The organism is Peribacillus sp. NPDC097895 (assembly GCF_050277555.1).
In the GTDB taxonomy this organism is placed as follows: Bacteria; Bacillota; Bacilli; order Bacillales; family DSM-1321; genus Peribacillus.
Map to the genome: position 1 here is coordinate 2,297,614 of NZ_JBNNSH010000001.1, position 19,780 is coordinate 2,317,393.

Annotated in this window: 25 protein-coding genes, 1 pseudogene and 1 riboswitch; of the genes and pseudogenes, 1 reads left to right on the forward strand and 25 read right to left on the reverse strand. The window is 41.9% G+C overall.

Features of this window, described 5'->3' with window-relative positions; translation table 11 throughout:
* Positions 1-5: 5 nt before the first annotated feature.
* From ACQKMH_RS10985 to ACQKMH_RS11030, 10 genes and pseudogenes are all read right to left on the reverse strand, one after another.
* Entirely contained in the window at positions 6-1,472 is a 1,467-nt protein-coding gene (locus ACQKMH_RS10985; RefSeq protein ID WP_427587414.1) for an ABC transporter ATP-binding protein, read from the reverse strand.
* Positions 1,473-1,484: 12 nt separating this feature from the next.
* A complete protein-coding gene (locus tag ACQKMH_RS10990) occupies positions 1,485-2,069 on the reverse strand; it encodes an ECF transporter S component (RefSeq protein WP_427587415.1) in 585 nt (194 codons plus the stop codon).
* Between the two features lie 14 nt (positions 2,070-2,083).
* Entirely contained in the window at positions 2,084-2,767 is a 684-nt protein-coding gene (gene tenA, locus ACQKMH_RS10995; protein ID WP_427587416.1) for a thiaminase II, read from the reverse strand.
* Positions 2,768-2,896: 129 nt separating this feature from the next.
* A riboswitch (TPP riboswitch) is annotated at positions 2,897-3,024 on the reverse strand.
* A gap of 265 nt (positions 3,025-3,289) precedes the next feature.
* Positions 3,290-3,682 carry an MFS transporter gene (locus ACQKMH_RS11000; protein WP_427587577.1) on the reverse strand — a complete coding sequence of 131 codons (393 nt, stop codon included), beginning with the start codon at positions 3,680-3,682 and terminating at the stop codon, positions 3,290-3,292.
* Positions 3,649-4,479: an MFS transporter gene (locus tag ACQKMH_RS11005; RefSeq protein WP_427587417.1), complete on the reverse strand. Its 831-nt coding sequence runs from the start codon at positions 4,477-4,479 to the stop codon at positions 3,649-3,651. Before ACQKMH_RS11005 ends, ACQKMH_RS11000 begins: the two co-directional genes overlap by 34 nt.
* Entirely contained in the window at positions 4,443-4,628 is a 186-nt protein-coding gene (locus tag ACQKMH_RS11010) for a hypothetical protein (RefSeq protein ID WP_427587418.1), read from the reverse strand. Before ACQKMH_RS11010 ends, ACQKMH_RS11005 begins: the two co-directional genes overlap by 37 nt.
* A gap of 26 nt (positions 4,629-4,654) precedes the next feature.
* Positions 4,655-4,870: a hypothetical protein gene (locus ACQKMH_RS11015; protein ID WP_427587578.1), complete on the reverse strand. Its 216-nt coding sequence runs from the start codon at positions 4,868-4,870 to the stop codon at positions 4,655-4,657.
* 63 nt (positions 4,871-4,933) lie between these two features.
* Positions 4,934-5,131 (reverse strand): hypothetical protein, encoded by a 198-nt coding sequence (locus tag ACQKMH_RS11020; protein ID WP_427587419.1) that lies wholly within the window; start codon positions 5,129-5,131, stop codon positions 4,934-4,936.
* Positions 5,132-5,157: 26 nt separating this feature from the next.
* On the reverse strand, positions 5,158-5,427 hold the full coding sequence (locus tag ACQKMH_RS11025) for a hypothetical protein (RefSeq protein ID WP_427587420.1): 270 nt from the start codon (positions 5,425-5,427) through the stop codon (positions 5,158-5,160).
* Positions 5,424-5,741 (reverse strand): annotated as a pseudogene (locus ACQKMH_RS11030) (4-hydroxy-2-oxovalerate aldolase); the annotation flags it as partial. The gene ACQKMH_RS11025 and the pseudogene ACQKMH_RS11030, both read right to left, overlap by 4 nt.
* 153 nt (positions 5,742-5,894) lie before the next feature.
* Here ACQKMH_RS11030 and ACQKMH_RS11035 point away from each other — a divergent pair.
* A complete protein-coding gene (locus tag ACQKMH_RS11035; RefSeq protein WP_427587421.1) occupies positions 5,895-6,674 on the forward strand; it encodes a protein kinase domain-containing protein in 780 nt (259 codons plus the stop codon).
* Here the strand turns inward: ACQKMH_RS11035 and ACQKMH_RS11040 are convergent.
* From ACQKMH_RS11040 to ACQKMH_RS11110, 15 genes are all read right to left on the reverse strand, one after another.
* On the reverse strand, positions 6,671-6,838 hold the full coding sequence (locus ACQKMH_RS11040) for a hypothetical protein (protein WP_230156392.1): 168 nt from the start codon (positions 6,836-6,838) through the stop codon (positions 6,671-6,673). The two genes, ACQKMH_RS11035 and ACQKMH_RS11040, sit on opposite strands and share 4 nt — an antisense overlap.
* A gap of 324 nt (positions 6,839-7,162) precedes the next feature.
* A complete protein-coding gene (locus ACQKMH_RS11045; protein WP_230156393.1) occupies positions 7,163-7,435 on the reverse strand; it encodes an HU family DNA-binding protein in 273 nt (90 codons plus the stop codon).
* A gap of 179 nt (positions 7,436-7,614) precedes the next feature.
* Positions 7,615-9,132 (reverse strand): cobyric acid synthase, encoded by a 1,518-nt coding sequence (locus ACQKMH_RS11050; RefSeq protein ID WP_427587422.1) that lies wholly within the window; start codon positions 9,130-9,132, stop codon positions 7,615-7,617.
* A gap of 12 nt (positions 9,133-9,144) precedes the next feature.
* Positions 9,145-9,681: a cob(I)yrinic acid a,c-diamide adenosyltransferase gene (locus ACQKMH_RS11055; RefSeq protein ID WP_427587423.1), complete on the reverse strand. Its 537-nt coding sequence runs from the start codon at positions 9,679-9,681 to the stop codon at positions 9,145-9,147.
* 14 nt (positions 9,682-9,695) lie between these two features.
* Complete coding sequence (locus tag ACQKMH_RS11060; protein WP_427587424.1) at positions 9,696-10,259, reverse strand: nitroreductase family protein; 564 nt, start codon at positions 10,257-10,259, stop codon at positions 9,696-9,698.
* Entirely contained in the window at positions 10,238-11,047 is an 810-nt protein-coding gene (gene cobA, locus ACQKMH_RS11065; protein ID WP_427587425.1) for a uroporphyrinogen-III C-methyltransferase, read from the reverse strand. The genes ACQKMH_RS11060 and cobA overlap by 22 nt, the downstream gene beginning before the upstream one ends.
* Positions 11,048-11,061: 14 nt before the next feature.
* Complete coding sequence (locus ACQKMH_RS11070) at positions 11,062-12,462, reverse strand: cobyrinate a,c-diamide synthase (protein ID WP_427587426.1); 1,401 nt, start codon at positions 12,460-12,462, stop codon at positions 11,062-11,064.
* A 17-nt stretch (positions 12,463-12,479) separates the two neighbouring features.
* Complete coding sequence (locus tag ACQKMH_RS11075) at positions 12,480-13,604, reverse strand: cobalt-precorrin 5A hydrolase (RefSeq protein ID WP_427587427.1); 1,125 nt, start codon at positions 13,602-13,604, stop codon at positions 12,480-12,482.
* On the reverse strand, positions 13,601-14,377 hold the full coding sequence (gene cobM / locus ACQKMH_RS11080; RefSeq protein ID WP_427587428.1) for a precorrin-4 C(11)-methyltransferase: 777 nt from the start codon (positions 14,375-14,377) through the stop codon (positions 13,601-13,603). The genes ACQKMH_RS11075 and cobM overlap by 4 nt, the downstream gene beginning before the upstream one ends.
* Entirely contained in the window at positions 14,374-15,081 is a 708-nt protein-coding gene (cobI, locus tag ACQKMH_RS11085; protein WP_098371853.1) for a precorrin-2 C(20)-methyltransferase, read from the reverse strand. The genes cobM and cobI overlap by 4 nt, the downstream gene beginning before the upstream one ends.
* A complete protein-coding gene (gene cbiE / locus ACQKMH_RS11090) occupies positions 15,074-16,288 on the reverse strand; it encodes a precorrin-6y C5,15-methyltransferase (decarboxylating) subunit CbiE (RefSeq protein WP_427587429.1) in 1,215 nt (404 codons plus the stop codon). The genes cobI and cbiE overlap by 8 nt, the downstream gene beginning before the upstream one ends.
* Positions 16,251-17,384, reverse strand: coding sequence for a cobalt-precorrin-5B (C(1))-methyltransferase (locus ACQKMH_RS11095; RefSeq protein WP_427587430.1), 1,134 nt, complete (start codon positions 17,382-17,384; stop codon positions 16,251-16,253). The genes cbiE and ACQKMH_RS11095 overlap by 38 nt, the downstream gene beginning before the upstream one ends.
* Before the next feature lie 5 nt (positions 17,385-17,389).
* Positions 17,390-18,037, reverse strand: coding sequence for a precorrin-8X methylmutase (locus ACQKMH_RS11100; protein ID WP_427587431.1), 648 nt, complete (start codon positions 18,035-18,037; stop codon positions 17,390-17,392).
* A gap of 12 nt (positions 18,038-18,049) precedes the next feature.
* Positions 18,050-18,820, reverse strand: a complete 771-nt coding sequence (gene cobK, locus ACQKMH_RS11105) for a precorrin-6A reductase (protein WP_427587432.1) — start codon at positions 18,818-18,820, stop codon at positions 18,050-18,052.
* Positions 18,817-19,764 (reverse strand): sirohydrochlorin chelatase, encoded by a 948-nt coding sequence (locus tag ACQKMH_RS11110; protein WP_427587433.1) that lies wholly within the window; start codon positions 19,762-19,764, stop codon positions 18,817-18,819. The genes cobK and ACQKMH_RS11110 overlap by 4 nt, the downstream gene beginning before the upstream one ends.
* Positions 19,765-19,780: the final 16 nt, after the last annotated feature.

Here is a 19,780-nt window from a genome sequence, read left to right on the forward strand (position 1 = left end):
TCCTTTTATAATGATAAAACTTTGGTCTCCACAAATCCGGATTGGGTGCTGACCTTTTCATCACTTATTACGTTCCCATCTTTTACCGTCCAGATCCTGGTTGCAAAGTTATTTGAAATATGATCATCATGAGTTACCATGATCACTGTTATTCCGCGCCTTCGGTATTCCTCAAACCATTCCAGTAATGCAAAGGTATTTTTCGAATCTTGACCAAAGGTGGGCTCGTCCAAGAGAATGATTTTTTTTTCAATTACGATTGAGGCAGCGACGCTTAAGCGACGCTTTTGACCCATTGATAATTGAAACGGATGCTTATCTCGATGCGCCTCTAGGCGGAACACTTCGAGCAATGAGTGGACTCTCTCCCCTATTTCTTGTTGCGTTCTTTTGTCAATTCGCAATGAATAAGCAATTTCTTCATATACAGAATTTGCAACGAACTGAAACTCAGGATTTTGAAAGACAAACGTCATATGATCGGTTAGATTTTTCACCCTTTTAATAGGGGTCCCCATCAATTCATACGTGCCATTCGTTTTTATGAACTGCATCAGTGCGTGCAAGAGAGTACTCTTCCCCGCACCATTTTCTCCCCTGATTACAATCCATTCACCTGAATGGACCTGTAGCTCTTCAACTTTGATTTTCTCTTCCTTTTTCCGAAAACCACTAAAACCTTGGACTTGCATAAGGGGAACACCGTCACTGGATTGGTCTTCACGAACCGGTTTATTGTCGTGTATATATTCATCCCAAACACCAGGGAACCAAATTCCGTGTTCCTTCATTTCATTTTTATATAGGGAAAGGATGGTATCTTTTGGACCATCAGCTATGATTTGACCGTCACCATTAAAAAGCACGATTCTATCGATGAATTCTAAAACATGGTCAATTTTATGTTCCACGATAATAACGGTCTTGTCTCGTCCAATTCCCTTCAACAAGTCCCAAATTTCTTTTGTTCCTTCCGGATCAAGCATAGCGGTTGGTTCATCCAAAAATATCACTTCTGGTTCAAGTGCCAATACCGAAGCAATCGCCAGACGCTGTTTCATGCCGCCTGATAATGTATCAATACTTGTATGAATAGTCTTTAGTTTCAATCCAACTTGACGGAGATGATGTTGAATCCTCTCTTTCATTTCTTGCTTAGGAACAGAAAGATTCTCAAGGACGAAAGCAATTTCCTCATCGGCAAATGGCATGCAAAACTGACTATCAGGGTCTTGAAAAACATATCCCCATGAAGAAGGGCACTTCAATTCTTCCGCTTTCATCGGGACTTCGATGGAATTTGGTATCAATCCACTTAACACTTGTAAAAGTGTGGACTTTCCACATCCTGATGGTCCCAGCAATAGAACTTTTTCACCTCTATCAAACGAGACGGATAGGTCCTTGAATAGCAAGGACTCACCTCCGGGAAATTTCATTCTTAACTTCTCTACATGAACGATTCGTTCCATGGTCATCAACCTCTACTTTTGGTCCAGTTCTGCATAATCCTTACTGGAAACCGGACGTACAAGATTAGTTACTCCTGTTGCTTCCAGGACTTTAACTAGATAGTAAGCAGTCACACCGGCAAAGAAAATGGAGCCTATGAACCTCGCAATCATGAATAACAAGAGATTCCAAAGAGAGAGCGCACCTATTTCCCCATATGCAAAATCCATGAGAACTGATCCCAGGCAGGATGCTATCGCCGCTAATACAGCGACCGACATATTGAACTTTTTATATCTGAACGCCATGAAAACCAGTTCCGCGAACAATCCTTGTACAACTCCATATAAGAGTACGGTTAGCCCCCAAGGTGAACCTAGAAAGAATTCTCCGGAAGCTGCAGCAATCTCTGCCAGTAGCGCCACACCCGGTTTTCTCAAAACTAAAAAGGCAACGGGTCCAGCTATAAACCACATTCCATAAATAAGTTGATCTACATGTAATCCTAATGGTTTAACGGAATAATAAAGTGAACCCCAAACGATATAGACTATTCCAAATGCCACGGCAATCACGATCGTGACTAATATATCCGTTAATTTCAACCCTTTTTTCATTGTTTCAATCTCCTTTATACCTCTAATGTTTCCTTATGCACCGGCCATGTCTCTAGACGATAAGCCATTTCCCAAAATGAGTATTCATATTGGCTGCTAAGAATAAAATGCTCCTTCATTCTTACCCTATCTTCATCTGTTACTTTTTCAGCAATCTCATCAAGCCTTGCAATTTGTTCTTCGACCAAAGAGCGGAACCACTCTCCTCCGTAAGCCGCTATCCATTCTTGATATATCGGTTCTTCCGGTTTACACTCTTTCAGCTTTTCGCCGATTTCATAATACAGCCAATAACATGGCAAGATAGCTGAAATAACATCCCCTAAATGACCAGAATATGCCGCACGATACATATGGGAAGTGTAAGCATAAGCAGTCGGTGCAGGTTTGAAATTTTTCCTTTCTTCTTTTGTGATGCCTAATCTCTCAGAAAAATTTTCATGAAGCTTCAACTCCGCTTCATATGTTCCTTGTGCATGGCCGGCAAGCCTGCTTGTTGTATGTAAATCTGTAGCCTTGACTGCTCCTAAAGCTTGAACTCTGGCAAAATGTGATAAATAATAGGCATCTTGCTTGACATAAAAACGAAAACACTCCAATGGCAATGTGCCATCGCCTATTCCTGCAACAAATGGATGGTTAAAACTTGCTTCCCAAATATGATCGACTTCCTGACGGATTTCCTCTGAAAACTTCATCTTCTTTACCTCCAAATTTTATTTTTCCAATGAATGATACGGGAAAAAACCTCCTCTTTTTTGACAAATAAAAAACCACTTTCTTTGACGTAAAGAAAGTGGTTGTACTTGAAATAATACAGAAACGTATTGTTCCAGACCCCACTTCCCTACGCTGGTATAAACCAGATCAGGTTCTAAGGGTCTTAAAGTCATACTTTAATCTCAGCTTCTCAGGTAAAATAACTTTTACCAATAAAGCACCCCTAGTGGTACAAATTGTATATATAATTCATTTGCCTTTATATTAACACGATAAATCCAATTGTCAAACGTATTAGAAAAGTTTTCAAGCATTGATGTAGATTAATACTATATAGGATTAATAGCCTTTCAAGCTTGTATATCCCTCTAACCCTGCGATCTATGCTGGTTGGATTGATAAAAAAAGGTTGAGAAGTTTATTTCGTTATTTACTCGTGAATTCCGTTGATTTACTCGTGAGTTTGCGTGTTTTACTCGTGAATTCCGCTACCTATTAATTTATGCATTTGTTGTTGCTTTTAGTTTTATATTTTCCTCAATCTGTGGTTTATCATAGCTGCCATACTTCTCTTTCACAACCCGTAACGCCAAGGCCGCCATTATGCTCGGAACTGTGAAGGCCATAAATGCATTTTGTGGCGAATAGTTTGCAGCCAGCAATAAACCTATTAATGTAGGGGCAACAATCGCTCCAATTCTACCAAACGCCAAGGCCCAGCCTATCCCGGTGGTCCTTATCTCCCGTGGATAATACTCGGAAATATACGTATTGGCCAAATTCATCGTACCCACTGTACAGGCACCTCCAAAAGCGATTAAAATATATAATGCTACTTCATTTGAGGTTAATCCTAATATTACAAAGCATACCGTACCAATGGCACAGAGAATACAAGCACTCTACTATGGCCCATTTTCCCAACTAAGTACCCTCCAATTATCGATCCGCCAATTTGCCCTATCCCCAATATAAGATTGAAAGATAAACTGGATGTAAGGCCGTATCCGGACTGCTGCATGATTTTCGGTAACCATGTATTGAGTCCGTATTCCATAAGTAAACAATTAAAGGCAGCTACCCAAAACGCAAATGTACTAAGAGTACGCTTATCTTCAAAGAGTTTCTTGACTGGAAAGCCTTTTGCCCTTTCTTGGACCTTGGCAAACTCATAGTCGTCCGAGTCTTTATCGTCGCCCTCTGGATCAATGCGGTTCAGAATTCCGGCAAGCTTTTCCCCTTGTTTTCGAATAACATAATAGGAAAGAGATTCAGGAAATTGCTTCATGAAGAATGGCAGTGCCAGTAAGGGAAGCGCCACAATCCAATACAATACCCTCCAACTTATTTGTTCCATCACATACATTCCAATTAAAGAAGCAAGAATGCTCCCGATTGAATAACCACAGTACATTGTGGTTACAATGAGCACCTTATACTTTTTGGGTGAGTATTCCGCCATTAAGGAGATAACGTTTGGCATTAATCCTCCCATCCCCAAGGCTGCTATAAATCGCATGAACGAGAAAAAGGCAGGGTTTGGAGCGAAACTTGAAAGTAATGTAAACACACTGAATATACATATGCTAATGGCAAGTACTTTTTTTCTCCCTATTTTATCCGCCAGGGGTGCAAAAATGAGGGCACCTACCATCATTCCGAACAATGAATAACTGGCGTCAAGCTCCATTCCTCCATCATCAAAGGTAAACCTACTCCGTACATGGCTATATCAAATCCATCGAAGGTAATTGCGAACAAACACCACATAAAGACCATTAATTGCAAACGGCCAAATTTACTATTCCCCACCACTTCCAAAGCATGAACTTCACGCAATTATTTCCCTCCTCTTTGCGAATTTTTCACGATATAACATGTAATGTCAGTTTCACCAATTCACCGTAATCTGCTATAATTTCATCATTTTTCTGTATGGAAACGGCATCTGTAATCCCGCCTACTAAAACAATCATTCCAGCCTGAATGGAAAGTCCTTCACGGCTAATCATTTTTACAAGTTCCACAATGGAATGAATGGGATGATCGAGTACAGCTTCCCCACGACCCCTCTTTTGTATTTCACCATTTTGATAAAGGGTAACTTCTGCTTGAGCCCAATCCGTGTGATATGGTGAATAAGCTTAATTGCTAAGCAGAATTTTGGCTGAAGATGAGTTATCCGCTACTACATCTGTAAGTGTAAAGGAAAAATTTTTATAACGGCTGTCAATAACCTCTAAAGCAAGAAATACACATTCTACAGCCGGCCAGACATCTTTTGCCGTTATATTTGCACCTTTCAATTCTTCTTTGAACAAAAAAGCAAATTCAGGTTCCACTCTCGGATGAATGAATTCCCCAACTTTTAATACTGGTTAGTTAGTTCCATCGCAGATGTCAACCTGCCATAGATCGCTTCCTCTACCCCTACTTGCTGTTGTTTAGCTTTGCTCGTCAAGCCCATCTTCCACCCGATGAATTTGTTATCACCGGTGATTGTCTCATTTATGCTCAGCTTCTGAATTTCATAGGCTTGATTTACTGTGAGTTCAGGATTGGATAATGTAAGTTTATCCATTTCACGGCCATTTTTTTGCGATTCGGCTACCCTTTTTGCTAGTTGAACTAGTTTCATCTCATAGTCCCTTCTTTCTGCAGTGCCATTTGCTTTGCTACTTCAATGATCGTATCTTCCTGTCCGCCAACGACTTTTTGCCGACCAAGCTCCATCAAAATATCCCGAGCGTCCTCTCCATATTTTTTCGACGCTTTATTTGCATGCAATAAAAAGCTGGAGTAAACGCCACTATAACCCATGATTAAACTCGAGTCTGTTATTTCCTGGGGCTTGGGCATGATTGTATTCCCAACCTCCTCCGAAAGATCAAGCATTTTATATAAGTCAATATCAGTACGGATACCCAGCCTATCCAGCACGGCAACAAGCACTTACAAGAATCATTAATAAAAGAACTCCCCGAAGTAAAGACTTTCATTACCGCATGATCAAAAATCAATGTTAAACTATCCATGTTCAGTTCATCTTATTGTTATATGTGTGCTTGATTCGAATAAATGAAAGTGGTGAGGGAAGTTTCCATTTTGCGTACCATTAGAAAGATTTATCAATTTTTTGTAGATATACCTTTAAAAAAAGGAGTGGTTTTACATAACCGCTACGAAATCACTACTGTAATCGGAACAGGAAGCTACGGGATCGTTTATCATTGCACGGATTTGAAAACGAATGAGAATAAAGTGATCAAACAACTTCGGAAAAGTAAACGCCGCAGCAAAAAAGAGCTGAAACAGTTTGAAAATGAAATTTTCATAATACGTATGTTAAATCACAAAAACATGCCCATATTTCACGAAAAATTTTCAGATGACGGGAATGTTTATTTTGTGATGAATTTCATTGAAGGGGATAATTTAGAAGACCATATTTTCTTAAATCATATAACATTCAATGAGAAAGAGTCTCTATTTTTTCTTGAACAGCTGGTCGAATTAGTATCTTATCTACACACCCATGACATATACCATCAAGATTTGCGTATTCCAAATATTTTACTTAAAAGCCATGAGCCTATTTTGATAGACTTTGGTTTGTCTAAAATGAACGTTACGGCCGATTTTGCAAAGGAATCCATTTTGGAGCTGAAACGGCAGGATTTTTACGACTTGGGAGAGATACTCTTATATATACTTTATACGACGTACCCAGCCACAAATAAAAAGGCTCTTCCTTGGACAGAAGAGCTTTCGTTAGAAAAAGAAACCGTGCATATACTGAAAAGGTTATTAAGCATCCAAGAGCCTTATTCAGATATCAGTGAAATCTCATTGGATCTGCAAGCTGCATTAGAGAAATTGCATTAGCTGCTGCTGCCCCGCCCTTTTCTCTTATAGCGGTCACTTCCGCTCATGGGGGATCGTTTATACCCTCGGCTGCTGCTACTGCTGCCTCGGCGATAATGACCATGTCTTCGTTCACTGCTGCCTTGGGAAAGTTGTTTGATTTTTTTCATTATTTTCCTTAACATATCTTTCACCTCTTTTGTTTAGTTTTAAAGCCTGTTATTCATTTAGCCTAACATAGCCACCGGATAAACCTTATTAATAAGTACTATAATTTTTTTTCATTTGTGTTACATCCCATTGCTGCTTACAAAGAACCTTCTAATGGCCTTTACATAACTATCCCCTTCCTAACAAAAAAGATTTTTGTTAAACTTTTCCATTTCATTCCACTTTAAATTCTAATCATCGATAAGTAAAGACTAAGGGAAGCGGGAGTCCTCTTACGAAAATGTCACAACAAAAAACCCCGGCGATATTTGATCGCCGGGGTTTTCTTCATTCATATTTTATTTTACAGCTTCTTTTAATTCTTTACCTGCTTTAAAAGCTGGTACTTTGCTGGCTGCAATTTGTATTTCTTCACCTGTTTGTGGGTTTCTTCCTGTACGAGCTGCACGGTCGCGCACTTCAAATGTACCAAAACCAACTAGTTGGATCTTTTCTTCTTTAGCAAGTGTAGTCGTGATTGTTTCAAACAATGCATCCACTACTTTTTTTGCGTCTTCTTTTGTTAGTTCAGCTTGTGCTGCTACACTGCTCACTAATTCTGTTTTATTCATATGAACACCTCATCCTTTTATATTCTTTAAAATATGTAGAGAAGACAACATAACATATCTTATATACGTCTGTCACTTAATATGGCTAAATAAAAGGAAGTTTAACCTTTTCCTAATGTGTTTTCAGTGGGTAAAAGGCTTTGATCAACAGGATAAAATGATTTTGCCGTGTACATTTTTCAACTTTCCGTGGTTTCCAGCTGCAGCCATTGATAGATGGTCTCCATATCAATGTTTTCTTCCAAATGGGAAGCTAATAGATTATACGCTTCTTCCCTTCGCTCTGAGTCGCTTTGAACGTTTTCCTTCACTTCCTCCAACCCCTTGTTCTTTCGAATTTGGTTGACTAGTAATCTAGTAAACAAGCGATTATGGAAAATTCCATGAAGATATGTGCCCATGACCTTGTTGTCAGTGGATATGGCTCCATCCTCTCTTCCATCCTTCAATAAAAGAAAAGGCCTTACTTCTGATTCCAAAGTCGTTCTGCCTAAATGAATTTCGAAACCGCTCAAATTCATTTCATCTTCCATTACCCCAACAGAAAGGAAACCTTCCATTTGTACCGTTTTCTTATCTACTTGAAATACGGTTTCCACCGGTAGAAGCGAAAGTCCTACTGCGTTGTCTCCATTGCCTTCGACTGCGTCAGGATCGAAAAGTTTAGTTCCAAGCATTTGAAAACCGCCGCATATACCAAAAATAATTGTTCCTTGTTCACGTAGTTTTTTAATGGGACCATCCAATCCCATGTGCATGATCCACTCTAAATCTTCCATCGTGTTTTTTGTACCCGGCAAAATAAGAAGATCAGGATTACCTAACTCATGGATACTTCCTACAAGCCGGACACCCACTCCGGGTTCATCAAAAAAAGGATCGACATCGGTGAAATTGGAGATCCGCGGAAATCTCAAGACAGCTACATCGATCGGAAACTCAGCTGTTTTAGGTTTTTTAAAGCGTAAGGAAGAGAGTGCCAATGAATCTTCCGCTTCTATATTCACTTCTAAATAAGGAAGCACTCCGAGAACCGGAATACCGGTTTCCTTTTCGACCCATTCAATGCCGTCGTCCAATAATTCACGCATGCCACGAAATTTATTGATGATGATTCCCTTTACACAATCGCGCTCATCTTGATCCAATAAGGCAAGTGTCCCAATGATGGATGCAAATACTCCACCACGGTCAATATCTGCAACTAAAATGACAGCAGCATCCGCAAGCTTTGCCATTCGCATATTTGCAATATCGCGGTCCTTAAGGTTAATTTCAGCAGGACTTCCTGCTCCTTCGAGCACGATGATATCATATTCATCTTGAAGTTTCTCAACTGATTTACGAATGATGGGCATGGCTTCCTGGACAAATTGATTTCGATAGCTTTTTGCATTCATATCAAGAAAATGTTTTCCGTGCACAATGACTTCCGAAACCATATCCTGCTTCGGTTTCAGTAGTATTGGATTCATATCAGTGGTTGCCGTGATTCGTGCTGCCTCTGCTTGCACTCCTTGAGCCCGCCCGATTTCACCTCCATCCAAGGTTACATAAGAATTCAAAGCCATGTTTTGTGATTTGAATGGGACGACACGTAATCCTTTATTGGAAAAAGCCCGGCAAAAGGCCGTACAAATCAAACTTTTCCCTACATCTGATGACGTCCCCTGAATCATAATGGATCGTGCCTTCATTTCGACCACCCCCTAAAACTCTAATCCTTTGACAGCGCCGATACCCTCGTCATAATAATGCTTGGTCGCCTCAATGGATGAAACCAAATCCGCCATTTCCATCAGCTCTGGCTTGGCATCCCTTCCGGTAATGACTACATGCATATGAGAGGGACGATTACGAATCGCTTCGATAATGTCATTCAGTGGCAAGACATCTTCAATCTGGAATTTGGAGATGGCTAATGCATTGTTCAACTCATCCAGGACGAGTAAATCGATGTCAGGATCACTAAGTGCCTGTTTAGCTTTTTCCCATGCTAACGATAATGCGTGGCGATGCTCTTCCGGTGTCTTGGTCCATGTAAAACCAATCCCAAGCTGTTCCATGTTAACGCCTAATTTATTTAAAGCCAACGCTTCTCCATATGTACGTTCTGGTGATTTTATGAATTGAAGGAATTTAACATTCATTCCCCTTCCGATTGCCCGTAAAGTCACCCCTAATGAAGCAGTCGTTTTCCCTTTCCCATTTCCCGTATAAATAAGCATTAATCCTCTGCGTGCCATTATCTAATCCACCTTCATAGCCAAACTGTTTTTTCTATGTATGAAGTCCTTTTAGTAGCAGGAACTGGTTGATCATCTTTTGGATATCCGACAAAAATGGTGCCGATCACTTTTTTGTTTTCCGGTGAACCGATAAACCCGTGCAGTCGTTCATCCCTGACAAGACCGACTCCCCTAGTACGCCAAACGAATCCAAGACCAAGTTCTTTCGCGGCAAGCCACATCGAATGAACGGCACAGCAAGAGGCAAATACATTGTCTTCGGATGAATCCGGATCGTCAGGCAGCAAATCAGAAGTCACAACGATGATTAGCGGGGTCGTCTTTACAACTTCCAGTGAACTGTCAATCAATTTTGGTTTGGTCGGGAATCGTTCATGTAAATAACTTTCAGCCAACCTTTCGTAACGGAGCTTCGCTTCTCCCTTGATGACATAAAAACTCCACGGTTCACGCAGTCGATCGTTAGGGGCATATGTAGCTGCTTCCAATAGCATCCTTATTTTTTCATCTTCCACGTCTTTATCTTCGTAATTCCTTATTGCTCTGCGTTCCTTCAATTCTTGAATGATGGACATTCCGACTCATTCCCTTCAATAATGGACTCTGATTCAATCACTCTATCAAACCACTGGATTTTTTCTCTTAATTGGACGACATCGCCAACTAGGAAGATTGACGGATTTTGAAATTCTTCTTTCAAGGCTAGCAAAGGAATCGAATTCAACGTACCGGTAATCGTCCTTTGTTTTTCTGTCGTACCCCATTCAATGACGGCCACTGGCGTATTACCGTCCCTGCCATGCTCCATCAATTTCTCACAGATAAACGGCATATTCCCTATTCCCATATAAAAGGCGATGGTATCGATACCTTGAGCCAATGCCTGCCAATTCAGGTTATCTTGCCCCTTGTAATCACGTCCATGTCCTGTCACAATCGCATAACTAGACGCATGATCACGATGGGTAACCGGGATGCCCGCATAAGCCGGAGCCGCGATTCCCGCTGTGATTCCTGGGACGATATCATATTCAATCCCATTGGCAGCAAGTATCTCGGCTTCCTCCCCACCCCGCCCAAAGACAAATGGATCTCCGCCCTTTAGACGAGTTACATTTTTTCCCTGCAAGGCTTTTTCTACTAAAAGTTCATGAATTTCATTTTGTATGAGATGATGTCTCCCTGGTGATTTCCCGCAATACACTAGTTCTGCGTTTTCTTTTGCATAGGTTAATAGTTCTGGATTGACTAGTCTGTCATATGCAATGACATCCGCCTTTTGGATACATTCCAGTCCATATACCGTAATCAGTTTCGGATCTCCGGGACCCGCACCGACCAGATGTACTTTTCCCGGTTTCATGCTCGTGCCTCCTCTTAATCTTCAAAAAATACCTTTTCCTTGCTAGATCTGTTTTTTTGTTTTAAGCAAGCATCCATCCAATTCTCTACAAGTGTTGGATTGGAAGCAAAATGAAAGTGAGTATACCCAGCAACAAGGTTACCCAATACACAACCCTCTTGTTTCGAGCCAAATCTACCTTTAGCCTCATACGCATGTGGAAGTTCAGCATTTGCTTCAAATGTCGAATAATGAAATTCATGACCTTTTGCCTGCTCATGATCCTTGATTAAAAAATTGCTTGGAGTTCCGGTAATTTCACGATATCCAAGTGCTGCAAGCTTTTTCTGCATTTTAATCCTGCCTGGAATCACCCCTGCCATCTGATGCGTTTCTCCGGAAGTGGTTTCAATCGATTGACTCAAAAACATGAAACCGCCACATTCCGCCAAAGTAGGTATCCCCTTATCAATGGAGCTTCTGATGGATCTAATAGCACTCACGTTACCGGAAAGTTCGGCTGCGAATTCCTCAGGAAAACCGCCTCCAAGGTATAAACCATCAGCTTCTAATGGAACTTCATCCCCTATTAATGGAGAAAAATACTTGATGTTCGCCCCTTTCGCTTCGAGCAACTCAAGGTTTTCTTGATAATAAAAATTAAAGGCCGCATCTTTTGCGACGGCAATGCACACGCCTTTTTTATTTTGGGGCTGAAATATATTTGAGTTTCCACTTGAAACGGCGCTTGTCTTAGACAAACGGTACAACTGATCGACATCGATGGTTTCCATGACTAATTGTGCAAGTTTATCGAAAAACGGGTTAAGTTCCCCACGCTCAATAGCAGGAATTAAGCCCAAATGACGGCTAGGAATATCAATATCCAATTCCCGCTTCATATATCCCAGCACCGGAATATCGCATTCTTGTTCGATGGCCGCTTTAACTATGTTGTAATGCCCCTCACTGCCCACTTGATTGGCAATGACCCCAATGATGTTCGGACCGGTTGAAAAGTCCTGAAACCCTTTAACAATGGCGGCTGCACTCCGCGCCATGCTGGCACAGTTGACAATCAACAACACAGGGCTTTGGGTGATCATGCTGATTTCAGCCGTCGATCCTGTATTCGATAACGGACTTTTGCCATCGAAAAAGCCCATGACTCCTTCAATGATTGAAATATCAGCTCCGATACTTGCTTTGTTAAGTATTTCGTTTACGGTATCGTGTTCAAACATCCAACTGTCAAGATTACGTGAAGTCCGTCCTGTAACTGCGGTATGATAGGTTGGATCAATATAGTCAGGACCACATTTGAATCCTTGAACGGTATAGCCTTGCTTCTGTAGAGCTGCCATGATCCCGATTGTCAATGTCGTTTTTCCGACACCGCTTCCGGTACCCGCAATGACCAATCTTCTATCGTTCATTCATGTTCCCCCCCTTCTTAAAAAGGAATGATCCCAACTGATATGGTAACGTTCCCCGACTTTTTCTTAACCAGGGCCAATTGTTCCGCTTTTGTATAAATTCTAACAGCTGGTTCACTCACACCGTATGCCCCTGTGTATTTAAAAACTGTGTCGGATGGCGCTTCGATTTTAGCTTGATTAAGCTCCACCGGTTCATAATGCACAAATTCCCAGCCAAATTTCTTCACTACTTCAATCAAGCCGATTTCGTCTTTCTTTAAAGATATTGTACAGATCGATTTAACACTTTTTATGGAAAACGATAATTCCGTAAGTGTTTCTGCAATTACCTGCTCAATTTCAGCAGCCGATGTTCCCCTATTACAACCAATACCGAGAACAATGACTTTTGGACGATAAACGATACCATTTTCCAAGATCTTCTTTTCCGACTCGCTAAGCAAGCGGTGAGTCACGACCAGAGCTGCTTGTGGCTTTGCGTGAAGCGCTTCTTCAATGGATGGGTAAACGATAATTTGCTCAGGTAATGCCGTTTCATACGACCACCAGTTCCGTTCACCTGACTCCTGTACAACAGCAACATGCTCTTCATTCACAACGGACGCACTTACTGGCGTCAATTTTTCTGCAGAATCCCAAATCCAGCCAAAGCGCTGGCCGAATAAGTCGACAGGAATCGTTTTTTGTACATCTGAAGCCGTCGTGATTATAGCATTTGCGTCAAGGGCTGCTGCAACTTCCTTAGTCAGTTCATTTGCACCTCCAAGATGCCCTGACAATACGCTTATAACATTTTCTCCCTTGTCATCAATGACAACCACACCTGGATCCGTTTTCTTATCCTTTAAAATGGGGGCAATCATCCTGACGACCGCTCCGAGTGAAATAATTAAAATGATTCCTTTATACTCCTTGAATAGAGCTGGTAAAAGCATACGGACACTTCCCGAAAAAAGCTGGATCTGTTTGCGTTCCTCGTCCCCTTTTTCAAACTTGCTCATGTAATAAAGATCGGCATTCGAAAAAACGGTATGTAATTTTCGGGCTAGCTGGACACCATGCTTAGTAATTGCCACGATTGCATAGGAATGTGATGTCTTAATGGGAGCAAGCTCCTCTTCTTTCAATTCAATGATCATGGCTTGACCCCTTTTCGGTAACCATGGGTAAAGCTCGCATCATATAGTTTTGAACGATACTCATCTTTATCATGGATATTGGGGTCCAATGCCCAACCTGCCAAGATCATGGCATGCTTACGGATTCCATTTTTGCGCATATCATCGTCAAGATTCGATAAGGTGGTACGGACGATTTTTTGGTCCGGCCATGTTGCCCGTTGAATGACGGCAACAGGCGTATCATCTTTCCAACCGGCTGCCTGGAGTTCTTTGACGATTTTTTTTGTCAAGGTCGCGCTCAAGAAAAGGGCAATCGTACAATGATGACTCGCTAAATCCCGTAATTTTTCAAATTCCGGAACCGGTGTACGTCCTTCAGCTCTCGTTAAAATAAGTGTCTGGGTTAAATCGGGTATCGTCAGCTCGGCACCAATAGCCGCTGCTGAAGCGAATACCGAACTTACGCCAGGAATTACCTCATAACCAATATCCTCTTTCTTCAATAAGACAATCTGTTCCATGATTGCACCGTACATGGCAGGATCACCTGTATGGATTCTGGCAACCATCTTTCCTGCTTTAACACGATCAACCATTATGCCAACAATTTCTTCCAAATGCATGCCAGCCGTTTTCAGGACCTCGGCATCGGATTTTGCCTTAGCAATGAGTTCTTCATTCACTAAAGAATCCGTATATAAAATCACATCAGCCGTTTGGAGAATGTTCAATCCTTTTACAGTAATCAAATCCGGATCGCCCGGGCCGGCACCTACAATATATATCTTCATTTCCTCACCACCATCAAAGTTAAATATTCCAGTTCAAGTCCTTCCAATTCACTTACTTTCCAAATCACTTCTTCATCGGATGTGACTTTGGTTACGACCGATGCCTTTTCAAGCAAATCTAAATCTTTTAAAACAGTAATCATTAAATCAATGACTTTTGCCACTTTGATGAACACCACGGCATCATGATCTTCAATCGCCTTCTTCATCGCTTCATAATCATCTCTTGCAGGAACGATCGCGACATGATCATCCCCATCAGCCAAAGCGATGCCCAGCCTTGACGCAGATCCATTAAACGAAGAAATGCCTGGGACTGTCTTGATTTCGACTTCTGGATGCAACTCCTGCATCAATTTCATCATATGTATGAACGTACTATATAAAAGCGGATCACCTTCCGTAACGAAAGCAACATCTTTTCCTTCATTTAATTTTTGCCAAACCTTTTCAACCGTTCCGTTCCATTCCCGATCCAAAATCGCTTGATCTTTCGTCATCGGAAATACAAGGCCCAGCATATCTTTCTCTTCAGGACGAATGTATACTTCAACGATACGATGGGCGTAGCTTTTACTTCCTTTTCTTTTTTTCGGATACGCGATGACCGGAGATTCCTGAATCACGCGAAATGCCTTTACTGTAATAAGCTCTGGATCGCCCGGGCCTACCCCAAGGCCATATAATGTACCAAGATTACTCATTCGTGTCTTCCTTTCGTTTTGCAGTTATGATATAAACCGGATTAAGTGGTACAAATCGGTTCATTCCCAATATCGGCTTACTTCTGGAGATTTGCGCATGCATGATGGACGTGTCAAATCCAGCTTCCCCAAATGCCTCATTAGCCCGGTAAAGATTCTCTATTGTTGCAGCGTTAAGAACGATTCTGCCACCTTCTTTCAACCTTTTGCAGCAAGTATTGATTAGATCTACCATTTCGCCGCCAGTCCCGCCAATAAAAATCGCATCTGGATCTGGAAAGGTTTCCAAGCCTTGCGGAGCTTTTCCATGAATCGCTGTTATATCGGTACGAAATTTACGTTGATTTTGATAACAATTTTCTAAATCAGGCTCGTTTTTTTCAATTGCATAAATTTGGCCTTCAGGTGCAAGCTTAGCTGCCTCTATTGCCATGGATCCCGTACAAGTCCCAACATCCCAAACTACACTGCTTTTCTTTAGCTTCAATGCATGCAGGCTTAATACCCGGATTTCCTTTTTGGTAATGAGGCCTTTATCAGGCTTCCGTTGTGAAAATTCTTCATCTTCTATCCCTAATGACCAACTCGGTCCTTCTGTTTTCCGTTTTAAAATGACGACGTTCAACGGGGAGAATTCCCGCTCCATCATTTCATCAAGTTCATACCAACCTGAGGTTTCCGTTTCCCCTTGAAGATTTTCGGCCACAAATGCCCGATATTCAGTCATTCCATACGAAAGAAGATATTTAGCCAATTGATTGGGACTATTTTCAACATCAGTAAGCAAGGCAACTTTTGCTTTCCCATCAATTCTTTGTGCCAGCCCTTTCATACTGCGACCATGTACACTAACTAGAAAAGCATCTTGCCAGCTCTCCCCCATTTTTGCAAAAGCAAGTTGAATGGAACTGAAATATGGGTAAACTTCCATGTTGATTTTGCTGGAAAGATAGCCTCCCATTCCGTAAAATAATGGGTCGCCGGATGCTAAAATAACAGTTGGGCGAGTTTCCTCCTGCAGTTGTTCTACAATTGTTTTCAAACCGCCCTTTATGATAATCTTTTTGCCAGAATAGTTTGGAAAGAAGGATAAGACCCGCTCGCCTCCGACCAGCACTTCACTTTCTTCTATCCATTGGGCATATTGAGGCAGTAAGCTTTCCTGACCGTTATCCCCTATCCCGATTAATCTCATCGATTGACTCAATTCCAACAGCCCTTCCCAATAATTGTCCTTTCAACGAATAAATCGCCGTTTCCATTTCAATGCCACCCTTCACTTGCTTTATTGCAGAGTGACAGCATGATTCACATAGTTTATTAAAAAATTCAAAATTATTAATCTCTGACATCATATCCCCGACTTGTGAAGCGGTGTTTGCATTCTTGATTTCAAGAACAAGTTCATCTTCAGCTCCGACGCTTTGGGCAATTTCCGATAGAAATCCGAAATCGACCGGAGCACTTTTTGAATGGACCATCATTACACCTTGGGCGACTTTTGAAAATTTCCCCATCATGCCGACCAATGATACCTTTTTAATTCCCTGCCTTTTGCATTGCTTTAGCGAGAATCCTACAAAGTCACCCATTTCAATAAACGCTTCTTCAGGTAAATCGGGAAGAAGGCCCATTGCATACTTTTCACTCCGCCCCCCAGTGGTTAGGACAAGATGCTCACACCCACTCGCTTTGGCGACACTGATAGCCTGGACGATACTTGCCATATAGGCGGAACTGGAAAAAGGGACGACAGTGCCCCTTGTACCTAAAATGGAAATTCCGCCCACGATCCCCAAGCGGCCATTTAATGTTTTTTTTGCAATTTCTTCACCTGCCGGAACGGAGATAACGACTTTCACACCTCTATCAATCTTAAATTCTTCCAATGTTTGCTGCACAGTGGTTAAGATCATTTTACGAGGTACGGGATTAATGGCCGCCTCCCCTACCGGAACGGGAAGTCCAGGTTTGGTCACACGACCGACACCAGTCCCCCCATCCAAGATAATCCCAGGAGCATCCAGCCAACTGACAGTAGAGATGATGTGGGCCAGATGAGTCGCATCCGGATCATCCCCGGCATCTTTAATCGTTTCAGCACTCACCGAATTTTCCGTTATATCATATTTCTCAATCGTGAAAGTGGCATCTCGGCCGATTGGCAAGGAAATGGTTGCCTCCTCTAGTGCATCCCCCGTGATCAAAGCGGTCAATGCCGCTTTGGTCACGGCTGTCGAACATGCTCCCGTCGTATATCCATGACGCATTTGTGAGGGGTCTTTTTTCACTTTCTTTTCCATTTTTTTTAACTATCAGCTAAAAGGGAAATTGCGTTCAATGCTGCAACAGTGACAGTACTTCCACCTTTTCGGCCAATATTCGTAATGAATGGCACTTCTGTGATCTTAGCCAGTTCCTCTTTCGATTCAGCTGCAGAAACAAACCCAACTGGCATTCCAATAATTAAGTCCGGTTTGGCAATCCCCTCTTTAATAAGGCGAATGAGTTCTAGTAATGCGGTAGGCGCATTTCCAATGGCATAAATGCCGCCTTCGTTTTCCTTTACCGCTTTTTGCATCGAAATGATCGCTCTTGTCGTATTCAAACGTTTGGCTTCGACCATTACATCTGGATCTGATATATAGCAATGCACATCCCCGCCATGTTTTTGAAAACGGGTTTTGCCTGTACCGCTTTCGATCATTTGAACATCCGCAATGACATGCCTGCCTTTGCGAATAGCATCCACACCAGCTTGAATGGCTTTGGGATGGATGATGACACTTCTTCCCAATTCAAAGTCGGCTGAAGCATGAATGACCCGGCGGACGATCTTCCATTCATCTTCGGAAAAATCATGCTCCCCCATCTCTTCTGCAATGATTGAAAAGCTATAATCATATATTTTGTCCGGGTCTACTGTCAGTGGTTTAAAATCTGTTTTAAAATCCATCGTGCATTCCTCCTATTTTTCGTTTAACTGATTATTCAATTCGGCAATGACATGATCAAAACTGGAATGGACATTTTGATAGTCAACATTTGGACGGGAAATCATGATTGTCTCGATTCCACATTCCAACGCGGCTTCCAATTTCTCATCAACCGCTCCGACCTTGCCGCTTTCTTTCGTTATCATCAATGTGACGCCATACTGGTTATATAGAGCTTTATTTAATTCTTTGGAAAATGGACCTTGAATCGCAACGATATTTTTTTGTTCAATGCCTAGCTCCGCGCATTTTTCCATATTGTCCATTCGTGGCAGCATTCTCGCTATCACCCTAGTATTCTCGAGCCCCACCAATTCTTTTGCGAAGACAGCCAGGGTTTTACTTCCTGTCGTGAGCATGATGACTCCCCGTTTTACGGCGGCAAGCTTAGCAGCTTCCTCATAATCACGAACCACTATCAGTTTGTCATTCTGAAACCGTTGACTTTCACGCTCATAACGAATATAAGGAACATTTGCTGCCTTTGCTCCGTTAAGGGCATTTTTCGATGCTTCTTCCGCAAATGGGTGACTTGCATCAACTACAGCCTGAAAGCCTTTTTCGGTGATTAAAGAGGTCATTTCCTCTGAAGTTAATCGGCCAATACGTGAGGTTATCCCAGCATCTTGCAAACTCTTCGCCGCCGAATCGGTTACAACAGTTGCCAAAACCCGGAATCCCTCCTGCTGCATTTCAATCGCTAATTCCCTTGCATCACTTGTGCCCGCCAAGAACAAAATCATTTTGACGTCCCCACCGCTTGTTCATCATGATCATGGTCGTGGTCATGATCATGATCGTGGTCATGATCGTGGTCGTGATCTTGGTCATGATGGTGATGGCCATGTTCCTCATCATGGTGATGGTGATGATGCGCATGTCCATGTTCCTCAACATATAGACGATAATTTTCCATATCACGCGCCCCGCTTGATCTGCCTTCACTGGCTTCCGTTACACGTTCTTGGAGGATGTTTTGTAAGGTTGGATGATACCCAAAATACTTCGCCAAAATAAATTCTTGGTCAAGATATTTCTCTTGGTAGCCTTTAAGCATATTCTCCATTCTTTCCATTAACACACCCGTGAAGAGAAAGTATGGCAGCATCACTATTTTTTTTGCTCCTAACCGGATGCATCGTTCAATGCCTTCATCAACGTGTGGGTCCGTTACACCCATGAATGCACTTTCGATCCACTTCACGTTTAGCTTCTCCCACAATAATCGTGAAATTTTATAGATATCACTATTTGCATCAGCATCACTACCACCTCGGCCAATCAGCAATATTGCTGTCTCGGGGTGTTCAGAGGCTGTATCGAATCCAGCTTCCGCAAGACGGTCTGTCAGGATTGTCAAAACATCATGGTGGACCCCAATGGTTTGACCATATGTGAATTTCACTTCTGGATACTTGGTTTTCCCATCCTCTATTTCAGCTGGGATATGTAATTTTGAATGTCCTGCATGCAACAAAATGATCGGTATGACGATAACTTCCGTAGCGCCCCGGTTTACACAATTTTCAATGCCTTTGGATATATTTGGTTTTGCAAATTCCAAAAAGCACGTTTCAACCAAGTAGGCATCATCCATTGACGGAATCATATTTTCAATAAACTTGAGGACCTCTTCATTTCCTGAAGCCAAGCGGCTTCCGTGACCTACGAATAATACTGCTTTCATTTACTTTCCCCCTCTT